The 25,292-nt window shown below is 41.3% G+C and carries 28 protein-coding genes; 1 reads left to right on the top strand and 27 read right to left on the bottom strand.

The annotated features are described in order from the left end of the window. Positions 1–424: 424 nt before the first annotated feature. The 23 genes from P2W82_RS22915 to P2W82_RS22805 form a co-directional block, all read right to left on the bottom strand. Positions 425–1,033: a dihydrofolate reductase family protein gene (locus tag P2W82_RS22915; RefSeq protein ID WP_336518290.1), complete on the bottom strand. Its 609-nt coding sequence runs from the start codon at positions 1,031–1,033 to the stop codon at positions 425–427. Between the two features lie 329 nt (positions 1,034–1,362). Beyond that, on the bottom strand, positions 1,363–2,487 hold the full coding sequence (locus P2W82_RS22910; protein ID WP_336518289.1) for a DUF998 domain-containing protein: 1,125 nt from the start codon (positions 2,485–2,487) through the stop codon (positions 1,363–1,365). A gap of 758 nt (positions 2,488–3,245) precedes the next feature. Beyond that, entirely contained in the window at positions 3,246–3,881 is a 636-nt protein-coding gene (locus P2W82_RS22905) for a hypothetical protein (RefSeq protein ID WP_336518288.1), read from the bottom strand. Between the two features lie 223 nt (positions 3,882–4,104). Beyond that, positions 4,105–6,198 carry an outer membrane protein assembly factor BamB family protein gene (locus tag P2W82_RS22900; protein ID WP_336518287.1) on the bottom strand — a complete coding sequence of 698 codons (2,094 nt, stop codon included), beginning with the start codon at positions 6,196–6,198 and terminating at the stop codon, positions 4,105–4,107. An 85-nt stretch (positions 6,199–6,283) separates the two neighbouring features. Next, the gene (locus tag P2W82_RS22895) at positions 6,284–6,901 is read right to left on the bottom strand and encodes a 3-keto-disaccharide hydrolase (RefSeq protein WP_336518286.1); all 618 of its coding nucleotides are present in this window, start codon (positions 6,899–6,901) and stop codon (positions 6,284–6,286) included. Positions 6,902–6,981: 80 nt separating this feature from the next. Beyond that, a complete protein-coding gene (locus P2W82_RS22890) occupies positions 6,982–7,344 on the bottom strand; it encodes a DUF2200 domain-containing protein (protein WP_336518285.1) in 363 nt (120 codons plus the stop codon). Between the two features lie 1,165 nt (positions 7,345–8,509). Continuing rightward, positions 8,510–9,007 (bottom strand): VanZ family protein, encoded by a 498-nt coding sequence (locus tag P2W82_RS22885; protein ID WP_336518284.1) that lies wholly within the window; start codon positions 9,005–9,007, stop codon positions 8,510–8,512. 83 nt (positions 9,008–9,090) lie between these two features. Continuing rightward, entirely contained in the window at positions 9,091–10,485 is a 1,395-nt protein-coding gene (locus P2W82_RS22880) for an apiosidase-like domain-containing protein (RefSeq protein ID WP_336518283.1), read from the bottom strand. Between the two features lie 158 nt (positions 10,486–10,643). Next, positions 10,644–11,201: a hypothetical protein gene (locus P2W82_RS22875; protein ID WP_336518282.1), complete on the bottom strand. Its 558-nt coding sequence runs from the start codon at positions 11,199–11,201 to the stop codon at positions 10,644–10,646. An 18-nt stretch (positions 11,202–11,219) separates the two neighbouring features. Beyond that, a complete protein-coding gene (locus P2W82_RS22870) occupies positions 11,220–12,005 on the bottom strand; it encodes a hypothetical protein (RefSeq protein ID WP_336518281.1) in 786 nt (261 codons plus the stop codon). Positions 12,006–12,138: 133 nt separating this feature from the next. Beyond that, positions 12,139–12,573 carry a DUF2251 domain-containing protein gene (locus P2W82_RS22865; RefSeq protein WP_336518280.1) on the bottom strand — a complete coding sequence of 145 codons (435 nt, stop codon included), beginning with the start codon at positions 12,571–12,573 and terminating at the stop codon, positions 12,139–12,141. Continuing rightward, on the bottom strand, positions 12,551–13,501 hold the full coding sequence (locus P2W82_RS22860) for a hypothetical protein (protein ID WP_336518279.1): 951 nt from the start codon (positions 13,499–13,501) through the stop codon (positions 12,551–12,553). The genes P2W82_RS22865 and P2W82_RS22860 overlap by 23 nt, the downstream gene beginning before the upstream one ends. Before the next feature lie 60 nt (positions 13,502–13,561). Continuing rightward, on the bottom strand, positions 13,562–14,389 hold the full coding sequence (locus P2W82_RS22855) for a helix-turn-helix domain-containing protein (RefSeq protein ID WP_336518278.1): 828 nt from the start codon (positions 14,387–14,389) through the stop codon (positions 13,562–13,564). Between the two features lie 225 nt (positions 14,390–14,614). Continuing rightward, positions 14,615–15,205 carry a hypothetical protein gene (locus P2W82_RS22850; RefSeq protein ID WP_336518277.1) on the bottom strand — a complete coding sequence of 197 codons (591 nt, stop codon included), beginning with the start codon at positions 15,203–15,205 and terminating at the stop codon, positions 14,615–14,617. A gap of 263 nt (positions 15,206–15,468) precedes the next feature. Beyond that, complete coding sequence (locus P2W82_RS22845; RefSeq protein WP_336518276.1) at positions 15,469–15,852, bottom strand: c-type cytochrome; 384 nt, start codon at positions 15,850–15,852, stop codon at positions 15,469–15,471. Positions 15,853–16,006: 154 nt separating this feature from the next. After that, positions 16,007–16,876, bottom strand: a complete 870-nt coding sequence (locus P2W82_RS22840; protein ID WP_336518275.1) for an alpha/beta fold hydrolase — start codon at positions 16,874–16,876, stop codon at positions 16,007–16,009. Between the two features lie 183 nt (positions 16,877–17,059). Then, entirely contained in the window at positions 17,060–17,392 is a 333-nt protein-coding gene (locus P2W82_RS22835) for a hypothetical protein (RefSeq protein ID WP_336518274.1), read from the bottom strand. Positions 17,393–17,501: 109 nt separating this feature from the next. Continuing rightward, complete coding sequence (locus P2W82_RS22830; RefSeq protein WP_336518273.1) at positions 17,502–18,212, bottom strand: VIT1/CCC1 transporter family protein; 711 nt, start codon at positions 18,210–18,212, stop codon at positions 17,502–17,504. 91 nt (positions 18,213–18,303) lie between these two features. Further along, complete coding sequence (locus tag P2W82_RS22825; RefSeq protein ID WP_336518272.1) at positions 18,304–19,026, bottom strand: adenylate/guanylate cyclase domain-containing protein; 723 nt, start codon at positions 19,024–19,026, stop codon at positions 18,304–18,306. A gap of 208 nt (positions 19,027–19,234) precedes the next feature. Next, a complete protein-coding gene (locus P2W82_RS22820; protein WP_336518271.1) occupies positions 19,235–19,831 on the bottom strand; it encodes a hypothetical protein in 597 nt (198 codons plus the stop codon). A 129-nt stretch (positions 19,832–19,960) separates the two neighbouring features. Next, positions 19,961–20,812: an alpha/beta fold hydrolase gene (locus P2W82_RS22815; protein WP_336518270.1), complete on the bottom strand. Its 852-nt coding sequence runs from the start codon at positions 20,810–20,812 to the stop codon at positions 19,961–19,963. Between the two features lie 320 nt (positions 20,813–21,132). Further along, positions 21,133–21,528 (bottom strand): VOC family protein, encoded by a 396-nt coding sequence (locus tag P2W82_RS22810; RefSeq protein ID WP_336518269.1) that lies wholly within the window; start codon positions 21,526–21,528, stop codon positions 21,133–21,135. 31 nt (positions 21,529–21,559) lie between these two features. Next, positions 21,560–21,964, bottom strand: a complete 405-nt coding sequence (locus P2W82_RS22805; RefSeq protein ID WP_336518268.1) for an AraC family transcriptional regulator — start codon at positions 21,962–21,964, stop codon at positions 21,560–21,562. A 398-nt stretch (positions 21,965–22,362) separates the two neighbouring features. Here P2W82_RS22805 and P2W82_RS22800 point away from each other — a divergent pair, with 398 nt between their 5' ends. Then, positions 22,363–22,761, top strand: coding sequence for a VOC family protein (locus tag P2W82_RS22800; protein WP_336518267.1), 399 nt, complete (start codon positions 22,363–22,365; stop codon positions 22,759–22,761). A gap of 92 nt (positions 22,762–22,853) precedes the next feature. Here P2W82_RS22800 and P2W82_RS22795 read toward each other — a convergent pair whose 3' ends face one another. From P2W82_RS22795 to P2W82_RS22780, 4 genes are all read right to left on the bottom strand, one after another. Further along, positions 22,854–23,000, bottom strand: coding sequence for a hypothetical protein (locus tag P2W82_RS22795; protein WP_336518266.1), 147 nt, complete (start codon positions 22,998–23,000; stop codon positions 22,854–22,856). 304 nt (positions 23,001–23,304) lie between these two features. After that, positions 23,305–24,186, bottom strand: coding sequence for a 4,5-DOPA-extradiol-dioxygenase (gene ygiD, locus P2W82_RS22790; protein WP_336518265.1), 882 nt, complete (start codon positions 24,184–24,186; stop codon positions 23,305–23,307). Positions 24,187–24,199: 13 nt separating this feature from the next. Beyond that, positions 24,200–24,673, bottom strand: a complete 474-nt coding sequence (locus tag P2W82_RS22785; protein ID WP_336518264.1) for a DoxX family protein — start codon at positions 24,671–24,673, stop codon at positions 24,200–24,202. A gap of 10 nt (positions 24,674–24,683) precedes the next feature. Beyond that, positions 24,684–25,268: a YceI family protein gene (locus P2W82_RS22780; RefSeq protein ID WP_336518263.1), complete on the bottom strand. Its 585-nt coding sequence runs from the start codon at positions 25,266–25,268 to the stop codon at positions 24,684–24,686. Positions 25,269–25,292 lie beyond the last annotated feature (24 nt).

The raw sequence follows: 25,292 nt of genomic DNA, 5'->3' as shown, positions 1-25,292 counted from the left end.
TCATGGTTATCTTATGCACTGCAAGTATTTATGTCAAAGAACATCTATTATTTTTACCCATTCAAATTTGGGTAAGGGATAGCTGCCGTCAGGCAGGGCAGGAGATTTAGTGGTTAGCTGATAGTAGCAAGCTTTAGTAAAAAGTGTTATTTCTGTTCCCTGTTTCTGTTTCTTCCGGTTTTCTGATCCGGCATCTTGTTCCCTCCTGAAAGCCGAACCACAGAGCAACGGCCGGGTTAACTGCCCACAGAGGAATACAAGAGAATTCTATTCCAGTTTCCGTATTCTGATTTCGGAATTTTGAAGATAAAAGGCATACGTTGTCTCTACAAAATTCACCACTCCCCGGCTGTTTCCTGTTGCCTGTTTACTATAACCCATCTCCCGGTTTTCAGTTTCCAGCTCCTGTATCTACCTGTATTTTCTAAACTGTCAAATCTCCCGTCTTCACTTTCCCCGCACGTTTATAATATGCGATTATCACTCCGCTCGGTGTGATGACATTTTCAACAAGTTTGAACGCTGCGGGAATTGTACCGATGTCGAAAAGTTTTTTTCCTTTGCCTAAAGTGAGCGGATGAATTTTGAGGCGCAGTTCATCGACAAGATCATTCTTCAGCAACAGTTGCACAAGTTTGCTGCTTCCCCAGACGAGAATATCAGAACCTTTGCCACTCTTTATTTTTTTGATATCCCCAACCGTCCGTATGACAACTGAATTCTTCCAGCCTTTTACTTTCGGATCTGTTTTCTTCAGCTTTTTTGACAACACATATTTTGTACGTTCATTGATACCTGGCCAGAACTCACCATGCTCAGGCCAGTAATCCACCCAGATATCAAATGTTTTTCTTCCAAGAAGATAGTCTGCAGGCTGGAGCTCTTTCTGAACAACCTTATTGTATTCATCATCGCCATATGGCGCAACCCAGCCGCCATATTTGAAACCTTCCGATTTGTCTTCTTCCGGTCCGCCGGGAGCCTGCATAACTCCATCCAAAGTGATCATCGACAAGACAATAATTTTTCTCATCCTGTATTTTGTTTAAAAGTGATTACTGGTTGAAAAACCAAATCACCTGCACAAATCTCACTAATAAAAAGGACGTCGTTGCAGTGTGAATACGACAATCATGGGGTTAAATGCGGAGATCAGGTGAGCATGACCAGACAATAGCGCCTGTTTAGGCAGCAAATGGTGACGCAATATCGGCATTCGCATCCTAACCCCGTCGAGGTTTTTGTTTGAAAGGAAAAATGCATGTTACAAAGACAGACAGAGCAATTTCAAGGAAATAGTTTATTCTATCAGTAACATGATGGGTTAAGAATAAGAGAATGCTTCACTAATTAAATACCAAATCAGAATTGCAGAGGGACGGACTTCACCTCTGTAAGGCCGGCGTGTACGCGGGAATTGTTAGCCTCCTTCAGCAAGAGTATAGCAGATAAAGTAGAGATCCATATGAGAAACAAGCCGATGTCGATGCGCTCCCAGATACCGATAAGTGGTGTAGGTCCATTCCTTCCGATACCAGGAGAATCTCTGAAGGTAAGAATGCCGAAAATTAGTACTAGAAAAAATACTGTGACAGAGAATATCTTAAATTTTTTCCCGAGCGCATTTCCTGCAAATGCCAATGCCAGCAGGTAAATGATATTGGTTACAGCGCCAAGCGCAATGTGCAATGTATCGGAAATGGTACCACCACCATCGACGAGCGTCTCACGCATATGCATAGGTGCAAATGGCCATAGAATTCCTAATAATCCATATATCAAAAATAATTTCCCGGTGATCCTAAGGCCACCGTTTTCACCGGCTACTTTAAGCACGCCCCAAGCAAATCCGATAATGAGTAAAGTGTAAGGAGCGACCAGGATGTTCCATAATGTCCGCGTAGGAGCACCAATCGCAGAAAGTTCGCTCGGCACATTTGATACAAGGCTGTACCCTTCCCATTGGGACGGAACGATAATATTAATAACGAAATAGAGTAGTGATGAAAGCAGTCCACAGGATAACATTGCATACATTCTGTACATGGCAGGAACAAATCGAAAAGCAGCGATGAACCCCACTACTACCGGTAACCCCCACATCGCATGCAACCAATGAAGTTCAAGAAGAATAGCTATCTCAATCCAAAACCAGGTAAGAAGTCCTCCCATAGCCATTACAGACAGAACCCAATCAAAACGTGACCTCCGATATACCGCAAAAAACGCAACTGTATTAAGTATTCCTAATACAACTAAAATAATTCCGGGAATCAGAAAGTCGGGAAAACTGCCGTGCATGATTTCAACAGGCATCTTCATCCATCTTCCATCTGGCGCAGCGACAAGCAGGAAACCACCGGCAAGAGCTCCTGCTCCTTCGTAACCTAGAATAATCAGTAGCAACAACCTCCACCATCGGCTCTGACTTTGCTTTATTTCCGATGCAGATTCATGACCACCTTGTATGTTGGCCGGACTTAACATTTGTATTTGTACTTTTCTGGAAGCACTATCAAAGTTCAACCTGCAGAAAGAATTTCCGAATGATGATGATCAACTGAAAAGATAATCACAGTCACCAATCGGATCATGTGAAGTCCACGGAAAGATCATATATCCGGGAGGACAAGTGAGGCAGCGGCATTTATTTTACTATGTAATGTTTTTCTTTGAGGTATGCCGTGTTATTAATATCGAATCAAAGAACAAATAGCCTGAACGCTGCCTGGTCTGGTCCATAATAAAGGGCTTATCCGAGGAAGATTAAGTTCCAAGATGAGGTCGTAAGCAGTCAAGAAAAAATAGCGATGATCACCAGCAGAGCGGCAATCGCGGCTACTCTGAGCATATTATATGAAAGCGCCTCGCGCGACAAAGCAAACAGCAATACGCTGATGGCGATGATATGAAAACCATCCTGTCGCCAGATACGATTTGAATATCCAGTTAATGCATTTACGCCTGTTTCGGTCTGGAATAAATTCTGTCGGAGCTGGATAAAAAGCAGTGATCAGCCCGAAAACGAGCCAGACAGCGGTGATGGCAGTGAAAAACAACTTAGCAGGGTTTGACTTTACGTCATTCACCTGTAGTTAGTTTTTGGCTGGCGCTGAAGTTAAACATCCTTAATAAGTCATGAAATAAATTGGAATAAGCGCTAACGTCAGGAATAACCTCACTACAACTAGCCTGGGCTGTTAGGAACCAGTATTGATAACCTACCAGCGGAGTAGTAAATTCGACTAGTAGGTGATACCATCTGTTGGTGGTCGATCCACCAACTGGTTAATTTTGGGCTGCAGTATCCAGATTCCAATAGGATAAAACCACACCATAAAAAATTCTCCCACGAATTCTGAAAAGGTAGTCTGGCGTTGCAATTCCGCAGTCTTAAAACTTTTCGCTACAAAATATAAAGTGTACAGAATGCAGAACATGGAAAATAAATGTACTGGAAGAATAAATACCATCAGCGACGAAATTTTATCCGCGTTTACAACCTTATCGGCCCGCGTTGGTCCGCCGATTTCATCCATAAAAAACCCCAGACCTGTAAAGAAAAAAATAATATAAATGAGTGGAATGAAAAAGAACACTTTGAATTTCCTGACTTTCATTTTTACGTTTTCTGGAATTATTCTTTGCAGGCCTGTCGCAATTGACCAGAGCCAGCCGTAGTAGGTCACTGCACAGATGAGCAGAACAGCAATAAATGGGTACATGAAATAGTTGAATGATGATGAATCCACAGAACCATCACTATCGACGTCTGACATCATCAACACCATAAAAATGATCTGAAAAAGGATAGGTAAGCCGAAAGTCAGAATAAATAATTGCCAGTGTTTTGCTCTTAAAAATCGTTGTGTAAGGGTCATAGGTTAGCTAAGTTAAAATTTACGTAGAAGTTGAACTTTTGTGATCTGAACCTTAGAGCGCTTTTCATAGTTAAGATCCCAGTTAACACAAAATACAACATGAGTTTGCTATCGACGTCAAATAAATCATTACAGATCGCACTAAAGGCTCACTCGTGTGTTAGTAAAAAAGGAAATATGCAATCTCAGAACAAAACAACCTGTACATCATCTAATGCTTTCATCACGGAATCGCAAAGCATATATATCCACCCTTGAAATTATTTTCCTTTTCACCATTCACTGACAATACCACGTACTGTTTGTTCCCAACAGCATAGGTGGATGGAATTGAACTTCCCATTCCCGGCAACCTGAATTCCCAAACAACCTCTCCTGTCTTCTGATCAAACGCGCGGAACATATTATCTCCTGTGGCAGCGATAAAGATCAGACCTCCTGCAGTTGCAATTCCCCCGCCGCGGTTAAACATTCCGGAATTGGCAATGCCCATCTTCTTAAATTTCGGATCCTCGCCGAGCGGAACCTGCCAGACAATGTTACCCGTATTCAGATCGATAGCAGTCATGGTACCAAACGGAGGTGCAATAGCCGGGTCACCATTCGGATCAAGATAAAAACTGTAACCATTGAAACCATAAGGTTCATTGTTCTGTGGAATTTCCGGCGTTTCAAAAGATTGTTGTGCAACGGTATCTTTTACGTAAGCAACTATGGCTGCAATCTGTTGCGAATTCAGAAATTTGAATGACGGCATCGGCGGCGCACCTTTCATAAGAATACTTGCAATCTGTTCATTGTTATAATTTTTTGCACGACCAGTCAGATCAGGCCCCACCCCTGTCCCTTTCTTATCGGCACCATGACAATTGCTGCAATAGGTTCTGAATAATATCTCAGGATTGAGTTGGTTGGCCGCGCGGATTTTTTTGAGGTCGGTAATTTTCAGAATCATCGGGATGTCCGTTGAATTAACAAACAATGTATTCGTCTCCGGATTAACCGATGCGCCGCCCCAGTTGGCACCTCCATGCGCAGTAGGAAGCATGAGTATACCTTCCATGGATGGTGGCTGATAGATGCCTGTCTTATATTTATTTTTTTCTATCTCTGATTTAATCCATTCTGATGATCGGCCAAAAAATTTCTCCTGGTATCCTTGTCTCACGAATGCGGGATTCGTCGGAATGGGTTGCGTGGGCCACGGCTTCTCACCAGGCATAGTGCTGAGGGTATCTACAGGTACTTCGTTAATGGTAAATAAAGACTCGCCTGTCTCCCGGTTGAACAAAAACAAATATCCCATCTTGGTAACGAGTGCAACAGCATCAACATCTTTGCCCTTATGCTTTACCGTTACCAGGTTGGGTGGAGAACCGTTATCCCGATCCCACAGATCATGATGTGTAGTTTGAAAGTGCCAGATCCGTTTTCCGGTTTTCGCATCCAATGCCAATAAACAGTTGGCGAAAAGATTCTGACCCGGTCGATCTGCACCATAAAAATCAAAAGCTGGTGAAGCCGTTGGAACGAATACGATGCCGCGCCTTTCATCAAGCGCCATACCTGCCCAGCAATTAGCGCCACCATTGCGTTGCCTGGCATCAGCGCTCCAGGTTTCTGCACCAAATTCACCTGGTTTCGGAATTACATGAAAGGTCCATTCGAGTTTGCCGCTATTGATATTGAACGCACGGATATCGCCTGAAATGGAAGGCAGTTCATCTGGTACTTTGCATCCGACAATAAATAAATCATTATAGATAACTCCAGGCGCGTTACTTGAGACAGCTACATTTTTTCGCATCGAATCAGGCACTTCCAGTCCTTCGTAAAAATCAACGCGTCCATTATTTCCAAAATCGCTTATCACCTTACCATCTTCGGCGTTGATAGAATAAAGCGTTCCACCGGAAATAAGAAAGATCCGGTCAGGCTTTCCGGGATGATATGTAAGTCCCCGTGACCAGTTGGAAATGACTGATGTGTCAGGTACAAATTCCCATAGCAATTTTCCGGTAGCTGCATCAAGTGCGACGAGCCTGTTGGACGGCATCAACCCGATTACCCTGTTATTCACCATCACCGGGTTAAAATATACTCCACCACCTTCCGTGGTATCTTCAAACTGCCAGACTTTTTCCAGCTTAGAAACATTGGACCTGTCTATGTATTTGAGCGAAGAGAATTTGTTGTTGGATACATCGTGCCCGAAAGTTGGCCAGGATGCAGCATTATCTTGTTTTTCGGATGAACAGGATAGAAATAAAATTAATGCCAGACAGCTGATTGGAAATTTGAAATTGAATGCAGTCATTTGAAAATGCTTAATCAGAAATTTGCATAAAGCAACACAATTGCATCTTCTCCTGCAAGAAATAATTTCCACGCATTTACTCTGCTTAGTAGATTTTTATTTTAATGTTCCTGAATGAAACGAGCATATCCTGTCCGCCGTGAAGCTGAAGCGCTATATGTCCCTCTGTTCTTCCTGGATCATTCTGAAGTTCCGCTGTTTTATAACCGTTGACATGAACTACTATTGATCGGCCTTTTGCGGAAACCGTCATAGTGTTCCATTCGCCTGGCTTGTACCATTTTTTTACCTCATTGGAATCAGGTTTTACTACCCAATCCCTTCCGCTTGTCTCATATAATCCGCCTGCATCATGGAAAGGATCAATTTCGGCCTGGAAACCTTTGACGCCGTAGGCCCCTCCTACTTCTTCTGCCCTGAAGTACAGTCCGCTGTTTCCTTTAACGGCGAGATATTGTACACTTAATTCGAAATCTTTATAGATTTTATCACTCACCAATAAACCATGCCGCTCATCTGACCTTTCACTCGTACCCACGATTACGCCATTTTCTACTTTCCAGTTTCCACCAGGCAGTATATGCCAGCCTTTGAGTGTTTTTCCATCGAACAGAGGTTGCCACTTTTGTTTAAATGATGAATCAAATGACAGACTTGTAATAAATGTGAAGAATAAGAATAAGTTCTGAAAATACTTTTTCATATGGGATGTATTTGCAAATCGAAAAGAACAGACATAGTATTCTGGTGTGTGGATGTATTTTTTGTTGATGTCACATTATTCTATTTCCTCAGAATTTTTTCCATCTTCTTTCCTTTTGCTAATTCATCCACCAGTTTATCCAGATATCTCGCCTGCTTTGTTAATGGAGTCTGAATATCTTCAATACGGTAACCGCAAATTACTCCTGTGATCAGTTCTGCCTTGGGATTCAGTTTGGCTTTTTTGAAGAAAGTTTCAAAAGTCACTTTCTCATCAATCAGTTGCTGCAGTTTCTGTTCATCAAAACCCGTTAACCATTCAATTACCTCCAGTAATTCAGCTTTTGTTCTGCCTTTGCTTTCCACCTTAGTGATATAGTGTGGATACACTGATGAAAATGTTAACCTGGCAATCTTCGCGTCATGTTCGGGAGTTGTTGTCATAAGAATGATCTGATATTGACTATGAAATCTAAATTTACGGATATCCCGATAAATTGAATTTCAAATTAAAATTCCTGAGATTTTATCCGGAAGCAAAAATGATTTCAATGTTTAGAAATAAATTTTTCGTCAATGGCCTTCAAAAAAATTGGCCGAGCCTACGGCTCTTGTTTTCTTAATCCCATCCTTGCGGCGGATTGAAATCCGCCGCTATAGAATAGACCGAGCCTACGGCTCTGAGGGACGCCGATGAAACAAAACTGCAGCCCAAATAAAATGTTCAATCGTTTCGTGTACAAATCAGGATTGCCAGGATAGACGATTCATAGAACAATACAGCAAGACAAACAGAACTTCGTAAACGTAATTTATAAAGCTGCAGAAAAATTACCGGTGCCGAATGCGCGATGATATAATGGAGCCGTAAGCTCGATGATCTCATCCCCCGGATTTCAATCCTCTGGGGATAACAATGATCAGAAAACAGAGATCCGAAGGATCGACCAATCCTTTCGTTTGAATTACGATTACGACGAACATTCAGAGCCGTAGGCTCGATCATCTTATAACCCCGGATTTCAATCCGGGGCATAACGGTGATCAGAAAACAGAGATCCGTAGGATCGACCGATCCTTTCGTATGAATTACAATCACGACGAACATCCAGAGCCGTAGAGTCGATGATCTTATAACCCCGGATTTCAATCCGGGCATGACACTGATCAGAAAACAGAGATCCGTAGGATCGACCAATTCTTTTGTATGAATTACGGTTACAACAAACACCCAGAGCCGGAGGCCCGATGATCTTATAACCCCGGATTTCAATCCGGGGCATAACAGTGATCGAAAACAGAGATCCGTAGGATCGACCGATCCTTTCGTATGAATTACGGTTACAACAAACACCCAGAGCTGGAGGCCCGATGATCTTATAACCCCGGATTTCAATCCGGGGGATGAGCGTGAAAACATCTACTTAGATCCCTAGGATCGACCAATTCTTTTGTATGAATAACGATTACAACAAACACATAGAGCCGTAGGCTCGATGATCTTATAACCCCGGATTTCAATCCGGGGAATATCCGCGAACAGATCAACTGAGATCCGTAGGATCGACCAATCCTTTGTTCAAAAAAGACTGGCTATCGAATCTCTTGTTCACCTGAGAGTGATTCTCATCCGCATAATGAAAAATAATGCAAGCAGGACAATGCCGGAGTAAACAATAATTTTATCCAGGATTTTATCTTCGATAAACCTATTCAGCAAATTGTATAAAATCAAGCCCAAAAGTCCACCCGCCGTATTTGTAATCAGATCTGTGATGTCAGTCGCGCCGATGGCAAAAACGTATTGAATCATTTCCACTACAAAACTAAATGCGACCATCAAAAGCAGCTTTGGCAAAAACCGGATACGTTTGAAATTTACACTAAGGAGCATACCGAAAGGAATGAAGAAAAGAAAATTCCATACAGCTTCTCCATAACTGACTTCACCATTAATAATAGTTGGTGCAGCAAAAGGAACAAAATTCAGACTTCGTCTGTGTTCATCAAGTGTGGAAGAAATATTGAACCTGAGTTTGAAAAACAGTACCCATATCAGTATAAAAAAATACAAAAACAATAATGTACGGGAGAGTATTTTCATCATGGCTTTATAAGTCTGCGTTGATATTTAAATATAAAAATATTGTTAGTGATATTTAATTCAAATATTAATATTTCAAACCGACTCTATTTCCTGATTCTATGTGTACTTACCACCAATACCCAATCACTCTCCCCCTTACTATTTTTCCCGGGCGGGATAAAAGACTTTGCCCCTTTATTTGAAACTGCCGATTTCTCAATGGTTATATATCGACCATCTGTAGGATCAAACCAGTACGCATAACCGGGTTTGATCAATACTGTCAGATCAACTTTCACTTCACCTTTAAATGCAGGTGGTATATAAGCGACAAGCAATGATCCTTCTTTCGCCGCAGCAGCGGAAATATAAGACACACTCGTGTCTTTGTTATTTGGATTATCAATAATATTCTTCATTCCATTTAAACCCGATGGCACCAGTTTCCACCAATCCACCGATTGTATAAACTTATTCAATATTATCATATCCTTTGCACCATCCGTTTCAAGGTGTTGCTGCCAGGTCGGATCAATAAAAGGCCAGACATATCCATTGCCGGCAATATATCCGCCAATCGTGCTCAACCATCCCCACCACTGAAACCGACGAACAGGCTGCGTTGCATTCGGGTTGAATTTATTACCATCCGGTCCTTCTTCGTCATAGGGTTCTTCCAGCAAAAAAGCTGGCATCACAGGTTCGTGAGCGAAGGCATTGCGGGCCAGAAAAGGAACCGGAATAGCTAACTCCCAGGTATAGACGCCATTCAACGTCATCTCATCACCGAAATGCGGATTGTCTGCAGCGTTCTCGCCACTATGTGATTCGGCCGTATACAGCACGGACTGCTGATCCTTGACACTCTTGAGTCCATCAATCAGCGCCTGTTCAACGAGCCGTTGTTCTTCATTGAATCTCCCCATATCACCCAGCAGCATCCAGACAATGTTCTTCTGATTCTTATAGCGATTAGCGATCCATGCTCCGTAGGACATGGATTTTTCTTTTCCATTCGCGACAAGTTCTTTCATCCAACCCTGTTCCTGCCCTTCATATCCGACATAAGCGGAGAACATAAAAACAAGCAATCCTCTCTCCTGGCAATAAGCAAGAAATTTATCCGCATAGCGCCAGTACTTTTCATTCGGCGTTGTTAAATCAGGAGATTCTTTATCAATGTTATTGTATTTGAGTTTCCCGGTCCAATCAGATCCGTCAAGAGTTTTGAGAAACGGCTTCTCTCCTTCGCCGTTGAACGGCGCATGATTTCCTGTTGGCCAATGTGTGATTACCGCGAATTCAATCGCATTATGGCCATGTAAAATAGTGTTGTCGATAAATTTTTTATACCCTTCTTCCGGCTGTGAAATGATAAACCAGGCAGTCCGGCCGAGTATCGGGAAAGGCTTGTTGTTCTTATCGACGAGATATCTTTTATCATCGCTGACACGAAGCGGGAATGTGACCTGGGAAAAAGATTCTTGGTAGAATATCAAAAATAAAAAACAAAAAAGCAAGGACCTGGACATAGATCAAAAGTGTTAGTCAATCTATATTAAAAAGAAATCACCGGACCTGGTCTCAAACAACCAACCGGCTATCGTGTACTAATATTCCAATTGTACTTACTAACACTCCCTGGTAAATTTGCGTGTCATGATCCCGGCGTTATTGCCGCCATCGTCATCGACATATAGTAATTCGTCCAGTGGATCGAAAGCATTAAAAGTAATTTGTTTTCCACGACAGTCTCAAAAACATCGGATGATGTGATCCTGTACTCGAAGTTCATTTTATTCCATTTCAGCAACGGTTTCAAAACCAAAAGCTCTACCCCATCCTTGTCTATCAGAATAAACGACTCTTTTAATATACCCCGATGCCTGAAAACGTACCCCTGCTCCACATTATTAAAATAGCTCTGTACAACGATGTCGCCGCTCCAGTTCATGGAGAATTTCAGCAATGCCCTGTTTCCGTCCTTAACCTCAACAATAGTCCCCCAGAAACCTTTAGGCTCCACCTGGTAGCTCCTGCCGTCAGCAAAGTCGATTGCGGCATTAAACTTAAACCAGCTTTTGTAGGTGAGCGATCCTATGTTTTGACTATCCTTTACGAGCTGAAAAATAAGAGAGCCGTCAGATTTTGCAACGTATTCGGTCATGGTAATGCTGTATTGATAAGTTATGTTACAGTCCTGAATAAAAATCATTTTTTATATTTCATATTTCTACTCCTTTTCAAAGCACTGGGGGCCGATTGCTCCTCCTCCATATTCGAGCACGATATTATCCCTGTAGTAAATATGTGCACAACCGTCTGAATACGCTTCCGTCTGTTCACGAGTCAGGTTTTCATCAAATATCTTATAAGAATACTTTCCCATCCCACTTCTTGCAAATCCAACTGAAGTGACATCCTGGTTTTCAATGGATATGCAGTTTGCAGCCGTCAGCAGCTTTTTAATTTCCGCGAGGGTTTGAGTGGTCCAATGAAGCGATTGTAATATTTTATCCAGCTCGGGTGAACCAGGAAGCAAATTCCAGTTTTGTGAAACAACTATCAAGTCATCGGGTCGTCGAACAACATTATCACTGCCATAATCTTTTTTGCCTTCGTTGTTTCGTTTCCTATAAACCTTGATAGTGATCTGTTCCGGTATGGTAAGAATCTTACTCTCCGGTTCAAATTCGATATAAACGATATGATCTGCAGGCACATATTTCCGATATTCAGCTTTCAACTTTAAAATCTCAGGTTTCTTATTTTCATAGTTATCTATCAGCTCTTTTTTGCTGCTGGAAGGCAAAGACAGCATAAACAGCATCCACTCCTTCTCCTCCTTACCGGCGACCTTATACTCCTTAATAATCTCTTTACGCCTATGTTCAGGAAATCTTTTAATTGATACTTCCAGTAAAGAATCCTTGTCGATATTCTCGCGAAATTTTATTTCCTGTGCATTAAGAATTAAAATGAAAAAAACAAACGAGAAAGTGATGGTGATATTCTTCATAAGCCGTCTGGTAAAAGTCAACCGATTTGTCGATAGTAAGAGGCGATTTTAATTTCTACCGGGCAAAGTACGAAAGACCAGTGTAAACAGTTACACCATTTTCAATTGATTTTAGTTTTGCATGATGAAGCTTTTATTCAAAAATCTCTTTAATCAGCTCGTCCGTGAGTATCCGGTTAGTGTCCCACGACCATTTGTCATTTGCAGGTGGAAATGCATTCCTGCAGTATCCGGCATGTCTGGAAAAATCAATAATGGCATGGAAATAACTATTAATTAAAAGAGAAGCAATATTACCTGCATCATTCCACCATATCTGTACTTTGCCTGGTTTCTGTCCGTCGACAACATCCTCAACATTGTAGATATGGAGTGCATCGAGAATATGCAAGCCATTTATCAGATCCACGGCATAGAAATATCCGGTTTCGGTATTGTCTTCGAAAACAACTGCAAAATGGTGTACAGGTGAACCGCTTTTAAAAAAAGATTCAGTTCCGATAATCAATGTCTCTTCCAGTGCCAACAGCAAAATATCAATGAGTTTAATTCCATTTCCAATACACATTCGCGACAGAAGGATGCACTTCCCGATTCAGCATTTCAGCAAATTCCTGGTCTGTCATTTCTTCCTGGTGAATTTTTAATGCATTCCACAGTTTTACCATCACGTCTTTGCCACCGGCATTATAAATCTCCTTTGCTGCCGAATGAAATTTACATTGGTACCATCCATAGTTTTTGGCTCCCATTCCCAATGTAGAATACAAACGTTCAAAATCCTGTAGACTGTTAAACCTGTAATCTGCAGTACCTGCCCCTACCACCATCGCAGGAAAAACTTCCAGAGCAGGCAATAATCCCGGTTGCTTCTCGGCAATATAAGTATGCAACATGATGTTTACAAACAATTCACCCATCCAATAGCGGTGCATTTTTAGTCCTGCCTGCAAGGTGTACGAATGCCCCATCTCGTGAAGCGCCAGTAAATCAAAAAAGGGCATCATACTGTATGAACCGTCATCTTTTCCATAAGCTTTCTTTACCTGCACTGCAATCGCTGGCGGGATACTATCAATCGGTGGCAGAAAACTTTTCCAGAAATCATTGTCCTCCGCGGCAATAGCCAGGCGGGTTCTGTCAATATTATGCGGAAACCCATAAACATTCTTTAACGGTGCTGCGGCGAATGTCTTCCAGTCCTGAGGAGCAAGAATGTATAGTGTTACGCGGGGGTTGAATGCTACCTGCTGAAGAAAATATTGGCCGGCATTTTCCATAAACTTCGCGATACCCCTCGTCCTGTCCTCCTGTCCGGAACTGTAGTAAAAAGTCTGGGAGAATCCTTTCAGTTCCTCCAGCGGAAAATGACGTATTGCCACATTGGAAGTATCCTGTGAAAAAGAAAAACGGATGGCAAAAAGTCCAAGAACTGAAAGAAATATTTTCAACCTGATGAAGATGCAGGATTGACATCGGAGAATTTTGCCTGCCATAATTTTTTTCAGTAAAAATAGATGGAGCAAATGCTGTCCGCATAGTAAAAAATCGACATCTTAATGACGCAGATCCTTCTGCATTCTTAATGGAGTAAGTTGAAGTTGATGTTCTATTACAGAGGGATTCACACCTGCGAATACCTTAAAATCCCTGATCATGTGCATTTGATCGAAATATCCGGCTTCGTGAGCTATTTCTGTCCAGCTGAGTCGGGGAGAAAATTCATGCAACCTGTACGCCCTCGAAAATTTTAATATGCGGGCGTACATTTTTGGATTCATACCTATTCTTTCTTTGCACTTTCTTTCAAATTGCTTTAGACTGAGACAGGAATGCGAAGCTATTTTCTCAATGGAAATGCTGCCAGAACCGTTCAACATCACCTGCATTGCTGAATCAAAAGGCAAAACCTGTTTCAGTGATTTTACTTTCGACAAAAGAAATCTTTCGACAATATTTTTACCCTCTTCCATGCTCGACGTGTTGCGAAGCTGATCATTAATACTTTTCATTTCTGCTCCAAAAAAATCCAGAGCGTCAAAACCACCATCAAACAATTCATGCATGGGAGTGCCCAGCATCCTGTATAAACCACCCGGAACAAAATCAACTCTTATTGCTGTCAGCTGACGATGAACTCTTATATTCACCCGGGAATACTGCGGACCAATAACAACTGTTGAAGGTTGTAATAAAAAATCCGGAGTATCAGTCCTGCTCATCGCGATCGGATGGTTGCAGTAAAATATCAGCGACTGAAATGGTGTGGGCGGATACGGCGTGATCACATTTTCGGTTCCGAATGGCAACATAGCATGCACTGAGGAAATGCATATTACAAATTCCTGTAAAGCCGGATGCGGTGTATATATTTTTACCTGCAATAATTTTGGGATAGTTGTTAAATAATGGCTAGTTCGCTAATCCTTCACTTATTGAGTATCGACTGTCAATCAAAATACAAATTTAATTCTGAAAGCGAAAGTGTGATGTATGCTGGTTTACCTTTTCAATGGTAACCTTCAAAAGATAATATCGATTTTCGCTGCAAGGAAGGTTAATGAAGATAACAACTGCCTTTTTTAGTAAGATTGGAAATGACTTAAGCATTAAACACTACAATCTGAACTCGAAATATCGACGATCGTCAGAAACCATTCTCCACTGAGATAACTCAGATAGAATACCAGCTCTCTTTTACCGCTGTCCACCAGGACAATTCTTCTGCTTTTGTTCTCCAGATCGTAGAAATAATTAATAGTTTTTCCGGAATGGGTTTCCGATACGCTTTTATTCTGCTGACCACAAATCTTCGAAACAATATGATCGGTCTTTGTTGTATCAACAAATAATCCTGTTTTGCTCCAGCTTTCACCTTCGCAACTCCAGGACGGAAGTTTCGCATATTTTATTGTTGAAAACTGTACAGATTTTGAATACCGGAACAATACGTTCGGATAATTAGAATCAGAAAAACCAATGGTAGAGTAGTGGCTGTAGGTGTCCGTGACACCAATTCTATGTAGCAGAAAAACGCCGGTTTTTGGGTCGATAAATTTTACCAGTGCCGAACTATCCTGGCGGGAAAATGCATCGACGACCTGTTTAACTGTTGCTATAAATGCCTGCTCTTTGGTCATTTGCTCAGAGCAAACCGGGCTCAGAAACAAAGAACAACCGATGATAAGGATCGCATACATAGTGTTAGCGTAACAAGCACGAACATAGAGAAAAAAACAAACAGCATAGCAAAAAATGAATCGAATAAAAAAACTGACACCTGATGAAATTTTCATTCCCGGGTTGCCGGGATGCAGATAATTTTTGTTACAGCGATAGCTCTTTACACCCGCAACGCTCTGAGGCGAGTCTGGCTGCAAGCACGCATTCTACTTTCGCATGGATCTTCCGCAGCGGACCCGCCGCGAAAATCAGCAGCCGATGCGCAGTGGCACCCGTCCTTTCACTCCTTCATCGACAGGACATACAACACCATCATTCTCGCATCTTCCATGGAAAGATTTGGATGCGCTACCATGATAGGTGAGCCCCAGATTCCGCTTCCGCCGGAGATTACTTTCTGCGCAAGCATATCAACATAAGCTTTATTTACCGGATATCGTTTTGCAATATCCTGAAATGCCGGACCAATCGATTTCTGATCATTCTTATGACAGGTATAACAATCTGAATACGCAATCAGCACTTCGCCCCTCTGGGCCATTGTAACCGGGATTGTATCACTCTTACCTGGTATGGGCCTTATATAATCAACTTTTTTCTTCGGGATTTTCGGTTGCTCCGGTTTGGTGTTGCATCCGAACATGAAGATTATCGCGACTATCATTGACTTGATAAAATACAGGGATATTATATTACATCTTATTTCCAAAGCAGTTCGTTTCCGGCATTTATCAGTTTGAAATCAGATCGAAATTACTGAACAGTAAACATTTGAAATTTTTGTACAGGGAAACACCTGATTCCATTGAAGAAATTCTTCAGAACGCATGCCTGCTCATGAAATCAGAATAATGTTTGAGTACTTCACCCGGAAATTCAATTTGTGGATAATGGCCACAATTTTCAATTTCGACAACCGATGATTGCGGCACCAGTTCTCTGTAACGGGAAACCATATGCTTTCCGGAAACCGGATCTGAAATTCCATCGATCAGCAACAAAGGGCAGGAAGCATTTTGTAAAGCCGACACCCACCGTTCCCTGTTGTTCTTTCTTTCTGTAATATATTTTATGAGAAGATGAGTGATCTTATTACCACCATTGTAAAGAATCAGATCATACAAAGCCTTCATTTCTGACTCAGATGGTCTTGAGGTTTCAGGAAACAAAACGGAAAAAGAAGAACGGAATTTTTTATATGAGCCCATTTTTGAAAACAGAAAACCCAGCGGGCCCAGGAGCAATTTCTGTGTTGTTGTCGGGCGGTGAGTTTCCGGAAATAAACCACCGTTTAACAGGCAACAACTTACAATCCTATGCTGATGTGTTTCCTGTTGAAGTGCGAATAACTCCTGGGCTACTGAATCGCCCACATCGTGTGTCAGCAAATGATACTGATCGATTTTCAGATTTTTAAGTAATGTCTGCACGATTGCCGCATTGTCTTTTATCGTGTAGTTATAGTTGACGGGTTTATCAGAAAATCCATAACCCATAAAATCAAGTGCAACCAGCTGATACCTTTGTGTTAGCGTGTTCCAGATTTTACTCCAGTCGAAAGATGATGTCGGGAAACCGTGCAGCAACACAATTGGAGTACCCGCTCCTTCTGTACAGTAAAAAATCCGGTGCTTACCATAATTAAAAAAGCTTCCTTTCCTGAACCATTGTGCTGCGGAATACTCCATTTTACCACCGATTCTATTTATAAACTGAGCGAATATAAGTTTGATAACTATCTCCGGTAAAATTTACACCGTGCAATGGCACTCCCGGATATTGGCTCAGGTCGATGGCCTCCATTATTCTCCGGACTTTATTTCCAATTGCGGTATCTGAGGCGGGATTTTCCCAATGCGTGATGGTAAACTTTACTTTCGCCGAACTTGGCTGCTCCCATGTTTTATGTGCACATAAGCATCTCTGAAATCATCAAATCCATTTACTGACAATTCTCCTTCCTGGTTAAGATAATATAACACGAATCGCCCATTGTAAAACAAAGACAGCTTTAAATAATCATTTTTTTTACCATGTATCGTTACAGAGGGATTGGTAAGGTCAATGGTGATGCCTTTGCGCTGTTTTTCCCAGGGAAATTTTTCTATAACATCCTTAACTTCATCAAAAGTTCTTTCTTTTTCTTCAGAAAATTCGCCGGTTTCATAGTTGCTGTATTGAATTTTGGAAATCAGTCGGATCATCCTTTCTTAACTAACTGAACTAAAAAAATCTGAAATGAGATTTTAAATTATCCGACACATCAGGAAACAATCCTCACTATTTTGAATCTGGCATGATTGCAAAAACTTATCACACCTTCACGCCAAACAGGTAGCCTACCAAAGCAGACAAAACCATTGCAATGGTACCCCAGATTACAATCCGGACAATTGCTTTTACAACACTTGAACCACCCGCCTTTGCCGCTACAGCTCCGAGGATTACGAGGAATACTATTGTAAATCCGTAGAGAGAATACTCCATTGTTTTAACGGGGGCAAAGATCGTAACCATCAGCGGTAATAATCCTCCGGCGGTAAAGGAAGCTCCTGACGCCAAAGCGGCCTGTATAGGTTTCGCCTGGCTTATTTCATTTATGCCCAACTCATCTCGTATATGCGTACCAAGCGCATCGAAAGCAGTAAGCTCTTTTGCAACCTGTGCCGCAGTTTCTTTCTTCAAACCACGCTTTTCATACAATTCAGCTAATATATTCAGCTCAATCTCCGGCATCTCTACCAATTCATTTTTCTCTCTTTCGATATCTGCTTTCTCTATATCCGTTTGTGAACTAACGGAAACATACTCCCCTGCAGCCATCGACAATGCGCCAGCCACCAGGCCTGCAACGGTCGCTAATAATATCGGATCCCGAGTGGTGCTGGCAGCAGCTATCCCGATGGCGAGACTGGAAACAGAAATGATTCCGTCATTGGCACCCAATACCGCTGCTCTTAACCAATTACTCCGATGGATATAATGACTTTCCAGATAATTGTCAATTGTAATTTTTTTGCCCATTTCAAATACCTGAAGGATGATAAACACTAAAGTTCGACAGTTTCAGGAATAAATCGCTGAAAACATACTGCATCCGGGTTGGAAATTTTTTCTATCCAAGAACATAGCTGCTTACCTGGTGCTCAAAACCCTTTAATGAGAGCATCCTGTTTTCGGAACCAGGAAAATCATTACTTACACTTCTGAATACTTCGGAGGTCAAAAGAATCTCGCCTGGTCCTGCAGCTGACTGTAAACGGGAAGCCAGGTTAACTACTGATCCGATTGCTGTAAAATCCTTGTACGCCGTTCCCACTTCACCAATATAACATTCCCCGGTGTGAATGCCTATTCCAACGCCAAAAGATTTATTTTCACCGAGCCCGATACTGTCTTTGAGATCATGACAATTTTTTTGAAGGTCGATCGCTGCCTCCACAGCATTTCTGACATGATCTTTTCTATTGAGAGGGAAATTAAATATGGCAAGTACAGCGTCACCGATGAACTTGTTTACAATTCCATCTTTTTCCCAAACCGCAAGTGAACATTGATCGTAAAAAGTATGCAGCAGTTCATTCAGTTTTGATGTTTCCGCACTTTGAGACAAATCAGTATAACCGCGGATATCAGCAAACAAAATGGTAACTGGAGTAGCTATCTGTTTATGCTTCTTGACCTTGGTAAACATACTTTCACAAACCGTACAAAGGTTGGGGTGCATACGACTCTTCCTGATCCCGATAGCCTTGTAAAGGATGGAAAAAGGCCCCCTGATAGCAATCGGTACATGCATCTGTTCCCAGCATCCCTGACAAATCGTAGTCGTTTTCATCTTGCTTAGCGATCTTTTCCTGGCTAATAAGATATGATATTACAAATATTTAATGGATTTGGCTGACAGTTGGAACCTTAGATTACCCGCAGATGATTTGCGGAGTATTTTTTACCGAACCAATCACTTCAATTTGATTTTACGCTGAGGATCGCTTCAAAATCAGGTCTAAGAATATAGAGGCATTTGACAAGCTCAGATTGTCTCATCAATCTGTAAAATCATATATATACATCCTTAAAGTAAACGTAGGGCGTATCGTTATCATTCCTTCTTTTTTATAAATATTGGAAATGACGGTATACAGTTCTACCCCATAATTACCTTCCTTTTTCCAGATGCTTTTCCTTTTAAAAATTTCTGTATCGATTCTTTCGATGGCTGACTTTTGTTCCTCCGAATCGCTTTTGCCATATATCGCCGTCAGTTTTTTATACAGCTGATCATATCTTCCATTCAACAGCTCTGCTTCCGATCTTGTTTTCTTTACTATTTCATTTTCCCCGCGAAAATTTCTATCCAGCCATTCATACTGGATATAAGAAATTGAAGAATCTTTCTCCCGGTAAAAATAATAAACAAGCAGGTCAGGAATTCCGGTTTCCTTCCGGCGGTATTCTATGGGCTGAGCAATGCCACTTTCTACCGCATGAAAATTTTTATTTTTTATTCTTTCACTCCCCAGGTTCTCCTCGATTTTAATAAAATCCGACAGCTTATTGCCTTTAATTTCTAAAATAACGGTTTGTGTAAACACTTGCTGTGCCGAAAAAATCAGGAAACACAGGGACAGAGACTTCTTCATAATGTGGCTAAAGATACGCGCTTCAACGAACATGTATTTGTGTCATTGGAAGTTACCTCGTTGGCATTCAGCATTTCTATAAAAAATCCTTTGACTTTAAGTACAACCGGAGTGTGAATATTATACAAATCATTTCGGAGAAAATCCATTCTCCCATTCACCGTTGAGAAACTCCAGGGTTCTCCTGGTAAAATCAGCGCCATTCAGCGGACCGGTATGTGGCAAATGCCAGCCATTGGGCACAATATACAGGTAAGCATTGGGGATAGTCTGAAACATATCCCAGGCCTGCGACACCGGAACAAAATCGTTATCGCCATGAATGACCAATGTTCTGGCTTTGATCAGAGCCAGCTGGACCGGAGTAATCGCAGGATCACCTTTGAGTTGATGAAAATGATAAAACTGCCGCGCGATGAACATTCCTTTGACTTTTCCATGCAGCTTCTCTCCATCATTAAACCTGAAATAGTCTTCCGGTTTTGCATTTTTTTCTATGAATTCACGTGTCTGCGTGCTGAAATAAGTTTGCGCACTGATGGGTACAATCGCATCAAAGCGATCGGGCTGCATTGAGGCAGCATATAGCGCAATGATACCACCACTGCTGTGGCCCACGACTTTTACTTTTTTCAATTTCAGATTATCCATTAAAGTCAATAAGTCCTGTGCAGCCCTGGCATGACTAAATATTATAGAAGTATCAGGATTAGCCGAACGCCCATGACCGCGCATGTCCCAGGCAACCACCCGATATTCTTTTGAAAATTCTGAAATGAAAGGTTGCCAGTCTGAAGCCGTTCTTCCAAAGCCATGCAACAGAAGTAAAGGCTCTCCCTGTCCTGATTCTTCGTAATAGATTTTCGCGTTATTGACATTGGAAAATTTACCATTCGGCGAAACAGGCTCCTGTGCAACAAGTGGTGTATACAGGATTTGAAATGTGATGTATATTGAAATAGCGATGCGGTTATTTCTCATTGTGAAGGTTGAAAATCTGGCACTTCATTTAATTTATCTTACTGCAAAAATGTACAGATTTCGTTAGCTAATTTAGATTATGTAAGCTACTAATTTCTACTTTTTGAAACGAGAAAACCAACGTTGTATATGTATGGAAAAGCACTTCTGAAAATCTCCGCCATTTCTCTATAGGCCGTTTCTCCGATGCTGGCTCTGTGTTTTGACTTTTTTCAAGAGCTCTCCACCGCAAGAGTAATAAAAATGCTGGTGAAAGTATACCATTAGATACACTTCCATCAGCACATATTCAAAATTTTGTACAACCGGAGCTTAGGAGCTCAAAGCATTTCCACAATCTGTATATTATTCCCACAGGTATCATTAAAGACCGCAACCTTCACAGTACCCATGGCCGTTGGCTGAACGCTGAACTCAACTCCCTTCGCGGTAAGCCGATCATATTCCTGCTGAACATTGTCGACATTAAACTGTGTGTATGGAATCCCCGCATCGAATAAGGCATTCTGGTAAACTTTTGCAGGTTCGAAATGCAAAGGAGAGGGCTCCAGTAAAAGTTCTGCGCCATCCTGGTCTTCCTTACTCACTACCGTTAACCAGCGATTGCCTTCTCCAAGAGGAATATCCACTTTTTTCAGAAAACCCAGTACTTCAGTATAAAAACGCAGTGCCTTTTCCTGGTCCTGCACAGGAATGCTAATGATTTTTGCTTTCATCTTAATTGCATTTAGATTTCGACTTCAAAAATCAACAAACACGTTTCAACTCACCTTGCGAAAATTGCTCTTTTTGAAATTGCAGAGGAGATTGCCCTACCCTGCTTCTGAATAAAGTACTGAATGATTCAGGTGATTCAAAGCCGACTGAAAAACAGGTTTCAGTTACGCTCATGCCATTTTTTAAATGCTCCTTTGATTTTTCGATTCGCCTTTCAGTGAGGTATTTCTGCGGAGTCTGGCCGTAATATCTTTTGAACAGACGGAGCAGGTGAAATTTTGAAGCAAAACCAATATTGGAAAGTAAAACGAGGTTTACTTCCTTATCAATATTACTGTTGATATAATTTCTGGTTTTGATTACTGCATCTAAATGTCTTTCGTTGGAATAACAAAGTTCTTTGATGCGGTTGATTTCCTGCTGGTAAAAAGTCATTGAACTGGTTATAAATATTAACTCCCACAATTTACAAGATGCATTTCAAATCGTGGCACTCAAAAATTGTACCGGTATCTTAACACATTTACCCTGGCTGCTAAATTCAATTCCTTTTTTGACCACGCGGGCAGCTTCGAAAATTTTTCCGCCAGGTATCCGATACTTGCAAGTATCGGATACCTGGGACCTTTCAGCAATTTCGAAATCGTTTCTGAAAAAAACAAGTGATTTTTCTTTTAGAATGACAGAAAATCCTGTTACTGTAACGGAAAAATCACAACACCCAGCCGTTCAATTTCTTCTTAGTACACAGACAACTACAAAACTGGTTGAGGCTTAAAACTCCAATATCGTTGCTCGTATGATTACCGTATCTTGAAACAAAATTCACCAGAATGAAGGCAAAAAAAATATGGGCAAATCTTAGTGTAAAAGATGCTGCGCGCAGTAACCAGTTTTATACGGCACTTGGATTTGCAACCAACAATACGAACAACTACCCGAAGTTGGCAAGTTTTCGTTTTGGGGATGGTGATTTTGTGATACATTTTTTTGAACAGGGATCAGCGATCGATGAATATTTATCTCCGGCGGCTGACAGCGCGAGTGAAATTATGTTCACACTATCCGCCGAAACCGAGGAAGAAGTGAAAGAATGGGCAGAGAAAGTAAAAAAAGCAGGTGGTAAATTATTCCATGAACCGCGAAGAGATGAACATAATTTTTATGGATTTGCTTTTGCCGATCCTGATGGTCACAAATTCAATATTCTATTGATGGAAGCAGGGATGTGATGAAATGATAATCACATAGACAAAAGAAAGTAATTTCCATTTTTCGTAAACCCTAATCATAACTTAATAACATCCCGCATAGCTTCCAATTATCAATTGTACCCGGGTTGCAAATCATTCAAAAATGCTGAATAGTTGATGGTAATATTCAAAACTCCTTTTGCATTAATAAATTCTGCAATAATTTTTGACGCAGTTTCCTGTACCGGACAAACGAGGCCGGGTTCAGAAATGATCATATGAGACAGTGTAGTTAGGATTAAGATTAATACCAGAACGAATAATAAGTACCTGAATGACACTACAAATGTTTCTGAAAGGCAGAATATCGAAGATCTATGCAATATTTTATCTAACGGAACAACTGTTATTCGTCCAAGATTAATAACAAACTGGTACACGTTGAAATCGAAATGTACAATAAAGCAGGTGAGCGTTTGTCAGTTCTGGTACTTTATACTATCTCGCTCGTGCATACTTCAACGTAACTCGTAATCTTTTTCATTACCAGAAAAGACAGACTGATCTGCATTGCGCTATTAATCACCCCAACCGCACAGAAGTCATCGTAAGCGAACCACCAACTGCTTTGTCATTGAAGAATGAAACATCATCTTTTGTACCCTTCACACCCAACGTGTACATCAATGGCAAATAATGCTCAGGCGTAGGAATAGCCAACATCGCATCTTTGCCTAAACTACTGTAATTGATCAGTGGCTGGTGATCGCCATCGAGGATCAAAGATTTGAACTTATCGTTGATATTCTTCGCCCAGTCATAGCCGTATTCTTCTTCATTCAGCTTATCCCAGGCAACCATCCTGAGATTATGCACCATATTGCCACTCCCTATGATCAACACGCCTTTCTTTCTTAAAGCATAAAGTTCTTTCGCTAATTCGAAATGGTACTGCGGCCCCTTTGTATAGTCGATGCTCAGCTGCAACACGGGAATATTTGCATCCGGATACATATGCCGAACGATGGTCCATGTTCCATGATCTAAGCCCCAATCGTGATCCAACTCCACATGTGCTGAATGAAGTAATTCCGCTGTTTCTTTTGCCAGAACAGGATTTCCCGGTGCTGGATATTGTACATCGAACAACTCCTGCGGAAAGCCGCCAAAATCATGGATGGTTTTCGGGAAATCCATGGCGGTGATCTTTGTTCCCCTGGTGAACCAATGTGCAGATACAACCAGTACTGCTGTTGGTATTGGAATTTCCCTTGCCATCTGTGTCCACCGGCGACTGAATTCTGTGTCCTCAATTCCATTCATCGGTGAACCATGACCAACGAACAGGACGGGCATAAGCCGATCCTGCTCTGGCAAGTCATTGGTAAAAGATCTGAATGCTGATAATGTTGACATGACTGTTACTCCTGTTGCAATCGTTTTTATAAATTGATCTCTCTTCATTCAGCAAAATAATTTACTGGTAGATTGCTAATGTCGGATCTTCTGATTTTACGCGCTTAAAATTATTGGCAGGATATTTTTTCTGCAGTAAATAGTCGACTGAATATTTACCACTGCCCGCCAATAACAACACCACATATACTACAAGATAATGCAGGGCGGACTCTTTCACTGAAAACGGATCTGCAGCATGAATGAGAAAAACGGCAGTCAGCATGGTGATGGCCAGCGGGATAACTGCTACTCTTGTAGCAAACCCTGCCAAGATGAAAATTGAACAAATGACTTCAGCAAATACTGTGAGGATCAGAGAAAGTTCTGCACTCATTCCCAATACGGGCGGAAACTGTACAGGTGCTCCCGAAAAAAGCATCACCAACTTTGGTATCCCGTGCGTTAACATCAATGCTGCAATAGCTATTCTCGCTGTTAACAATGCTATATCTGTTGTTTTATTGGCTTTGTTTACTTTTATGATTTTTTTCATTTCAATTGATTTATTTGATTTCGCTCTGAACAAATTCACCATCGGCTTTTATCTGCACTTCATCACTGATCATCTGAGCCGGAAAACCAGGACCAACATTGAAATCAGAACGTTTGATCGTTCCCGTGATCTGGAAACCAGCAGTCTGTTTTTTGCTCATCGGGTTTTCCACAGTATTCTTATACAACAGATCCATAGTTACTGGTTTGGTAATACCATGGATGGTTAAATCGCCTGTTAGCTTGTATTTGTTTTTACCTGCTGATTTGATTTCAGTACTCCTGAAATTCAGCGATGGAAATTTTGTGGCATCAAAAAAGTCAGGGCTTTTCAGGTGATTGTTTCTTGCTTCGACCCTGGTATCAATTGATGCAATCTTTGCAGTCAGCTCAAATGATGCGTCGCTGAAATCAGGCTTTGCTGATTTTACTATCACATCAAAATCGTTGAATGTGCCGCTTACATCTGATATGCCCAGGTGAGTAACGGTGAAGCCCAGCTGTGAGTGAGGATCATCATTCTGCCAGGTTACAACTCCGGTAGTAAATGCTGTCAGTACAAAAAATGCCGAAAAAATAACCGCGATTTTTTTCATTTTATTTTTATTTTTATTTTTTAG

This window comes from Pollutibacter soli (assembly GCA_029269725.1).
Taxonomy (GTDB): Bacteria; Bacteroidota; Bacteroidia; order Chitinophagales; family Chitinophagaceae; genus Pollutibacter; species Pollutibacter soli.
The sequence above is the reverse complement of the archived record's forward strand: the minus strand, read 5'-3'. Positions and strand labels throughout refer to the sequence as shown.

Bases quoted from the DNA above. Each gene is read 5' to 3' on its own strand.
- P2W82_RS22915 (WP_336518290.1), bottom strand. From the start codon at position 1,033: ATGAGAAAAATTATTGTCTTGTCGATGATCACTTTGGATGGAGTTATG.
- P2W82_RS22910 (WP_336518289.1), bottom strand. From the start codon at position 2,487: ATGTTAAGTCCGGCCAACATACAAGGTGGTCATGAATCTGCATCGGAA.
- P2W82_RS22905 (WP_336518288.1), bottom strand. From the start codon at position 3,881: ATGACCCTTACACAACGATTTTTAAGAGCAAAACACTGGCAATTATTT.
- P2W82_RS22900 (WP_336518287.1), bottom strand. From the start codon at position 6,198: ATGACTGCATTCAATTTCAAATTTCCAATCAGCTGTCTGGCATTAATT.
- P2W82_RS22895 (WP_336518286.1), bottom strand. From the start codon at position 6,901: ATGAAAAAGTATTTTCAGAACTTATTCTTATTCTTCACATTTATTACA.
- P2W82_RS22890 (WP_336518285.1), bottom strand. From the start codon at position 7,344: ATGACAACAACTCCCGAACATGACGCGAAGATTGCCAGGTTAACATTT.
- P2W82_RS22885 (WP_336518284.1), bottom strand. From the start codon at position 9,007: ATGATGAAAATACTCTCCCGTACATTATTGTTTTTGTATTTTTTTATA.
- P2W82_RS22875 (WP_336518282.1), bottom strand. From the start codon at position 11,201: ATGATTTTTATTCAGGACTGTAACATAACTTATCAATACAGCATTACC.
- P2W82_RS22870 (WP_336518281.1), bottom strand. From the start codon at position 12,005: ATGAAGAATATCACCATCACTTTCTCGTTTGTTTTTTTCATTTTAATT.
- P2W82_RS22865 (WP_336518280.1), bottom strand. From the start codon at position 12,573: ATGTGTATTGGAAATGGAATTAAACTCATTGATATTTTGCTGTTGGCA.
- P2W82_RS22860 (WP_336518279.1), bottom strand. From the start codon at position 13,501: ATGGCAGGCAAAATTCTCCGATGTCAATCCTGCATCTTCATCAGGTTG.
- P2W82_RS22850 (WP_336518277.1), bottom strand. From the start codon at position 15,205: ATGTATGCGATCCTTATCATCGGTTGTTCTTTGTTTCTGAGCCCGGTT.
- P2W82_RS22845 (WP_336518276.1), bottom strand. From the start codon at position 15,852: ATGATAGTCGCGATAATCTTCATGTTCGGATGCAACACCAAACCGGAG.
- P2W82_RS22840 (WP_336518275.1), bottom strand. From the start codon at position 16,876: ATGGAGTATTCCGCAGCACAATGGTTCAGGAAAGGAAGCTTTTTTAAT.
- P2W82_RS22835 (WP_336518274.1), bottom strand. From the start codon at position 17,392: ATGATCCGACTGATTTCCAAAATTCAATACAGCAACTATGAAACCGGC.
- P2W82_RS22830 (WP_336518273.1), bottom strand. From the start codon at position 18,212: ATGGGCAAAAAAATTACAATTGACAATTATCTGGAAAGTCATTATATC.
- P2W82_RS22825 (WP_336518272.1), bottom strand. From the start codon at position 19,026: ATGAAAACGACTACGATTTGTCAGGGATGCTGGGAACAGATGCATGTA.
- P2W82_RS22820 (WP_336518271.1), bottom strand. From the start codon at position 19,831: ATGAAGAAGTCTCTGTCCCTGTGTTTCCTGATTTTTTCGGCACAGCAA.
- P2W82_RS22815 (WP_336518270.1), bottom strand. From the start codon at position 20,812: ATGAGAAATAACCGCATCGCTATTTCAATATACATCACATTTCAAATC.
- P2W82_RS22810 (WP_336518269.1), bottom strand. From the start codon at position 21,528: ATGAAAGCAAAAATCATTAGCATTCCTGTGCAGGACCAGGAAAAGGCA.
- P2W82_RS22805 (WP_336518268.1), bottom strand. From the start codon at position 21,964: ATGACTTTTTACCAGCAGGAAATCAACCGCATCAAAGAACTTTGTTAT.
- P2W82_RS22800 (WP_336518267.1), top strand. From the start codon at position 22,363: ATGAAGGCAAAAAAAATATGGGCAAATCTTAGTGTAAAAGATGCTGCG.
- P2W82_RS22795 (WP_336518266.1), bottom strand. From the start codon at position 23,000: ATGATCATTTCTGAACCCGGCCTCGTTTGTCCGGTACAGGAAACTGCG.
- ygiD (WP_336518265.1), bottom strand. From the start codon at position 24,186: ATGAAGAGAGATCAATTTATAAAAACGATTGCAACAGGAGTAACAGTC.
- P2W82_RS22785 (WP_336518264.1), bottom strand. From the start codon at position 24,673: ATGAAAAAAATCATAAAAGTAAACAAAGCCAATAAAACAACAGATATA.
- P2W82_RS22780 (WP_336518263.1), bottom strand. From the start codon at position 25,268: ATGAAAAAAATCGCGGTTATTTTTTCGGCATTTTTTGTACTGACAGCA.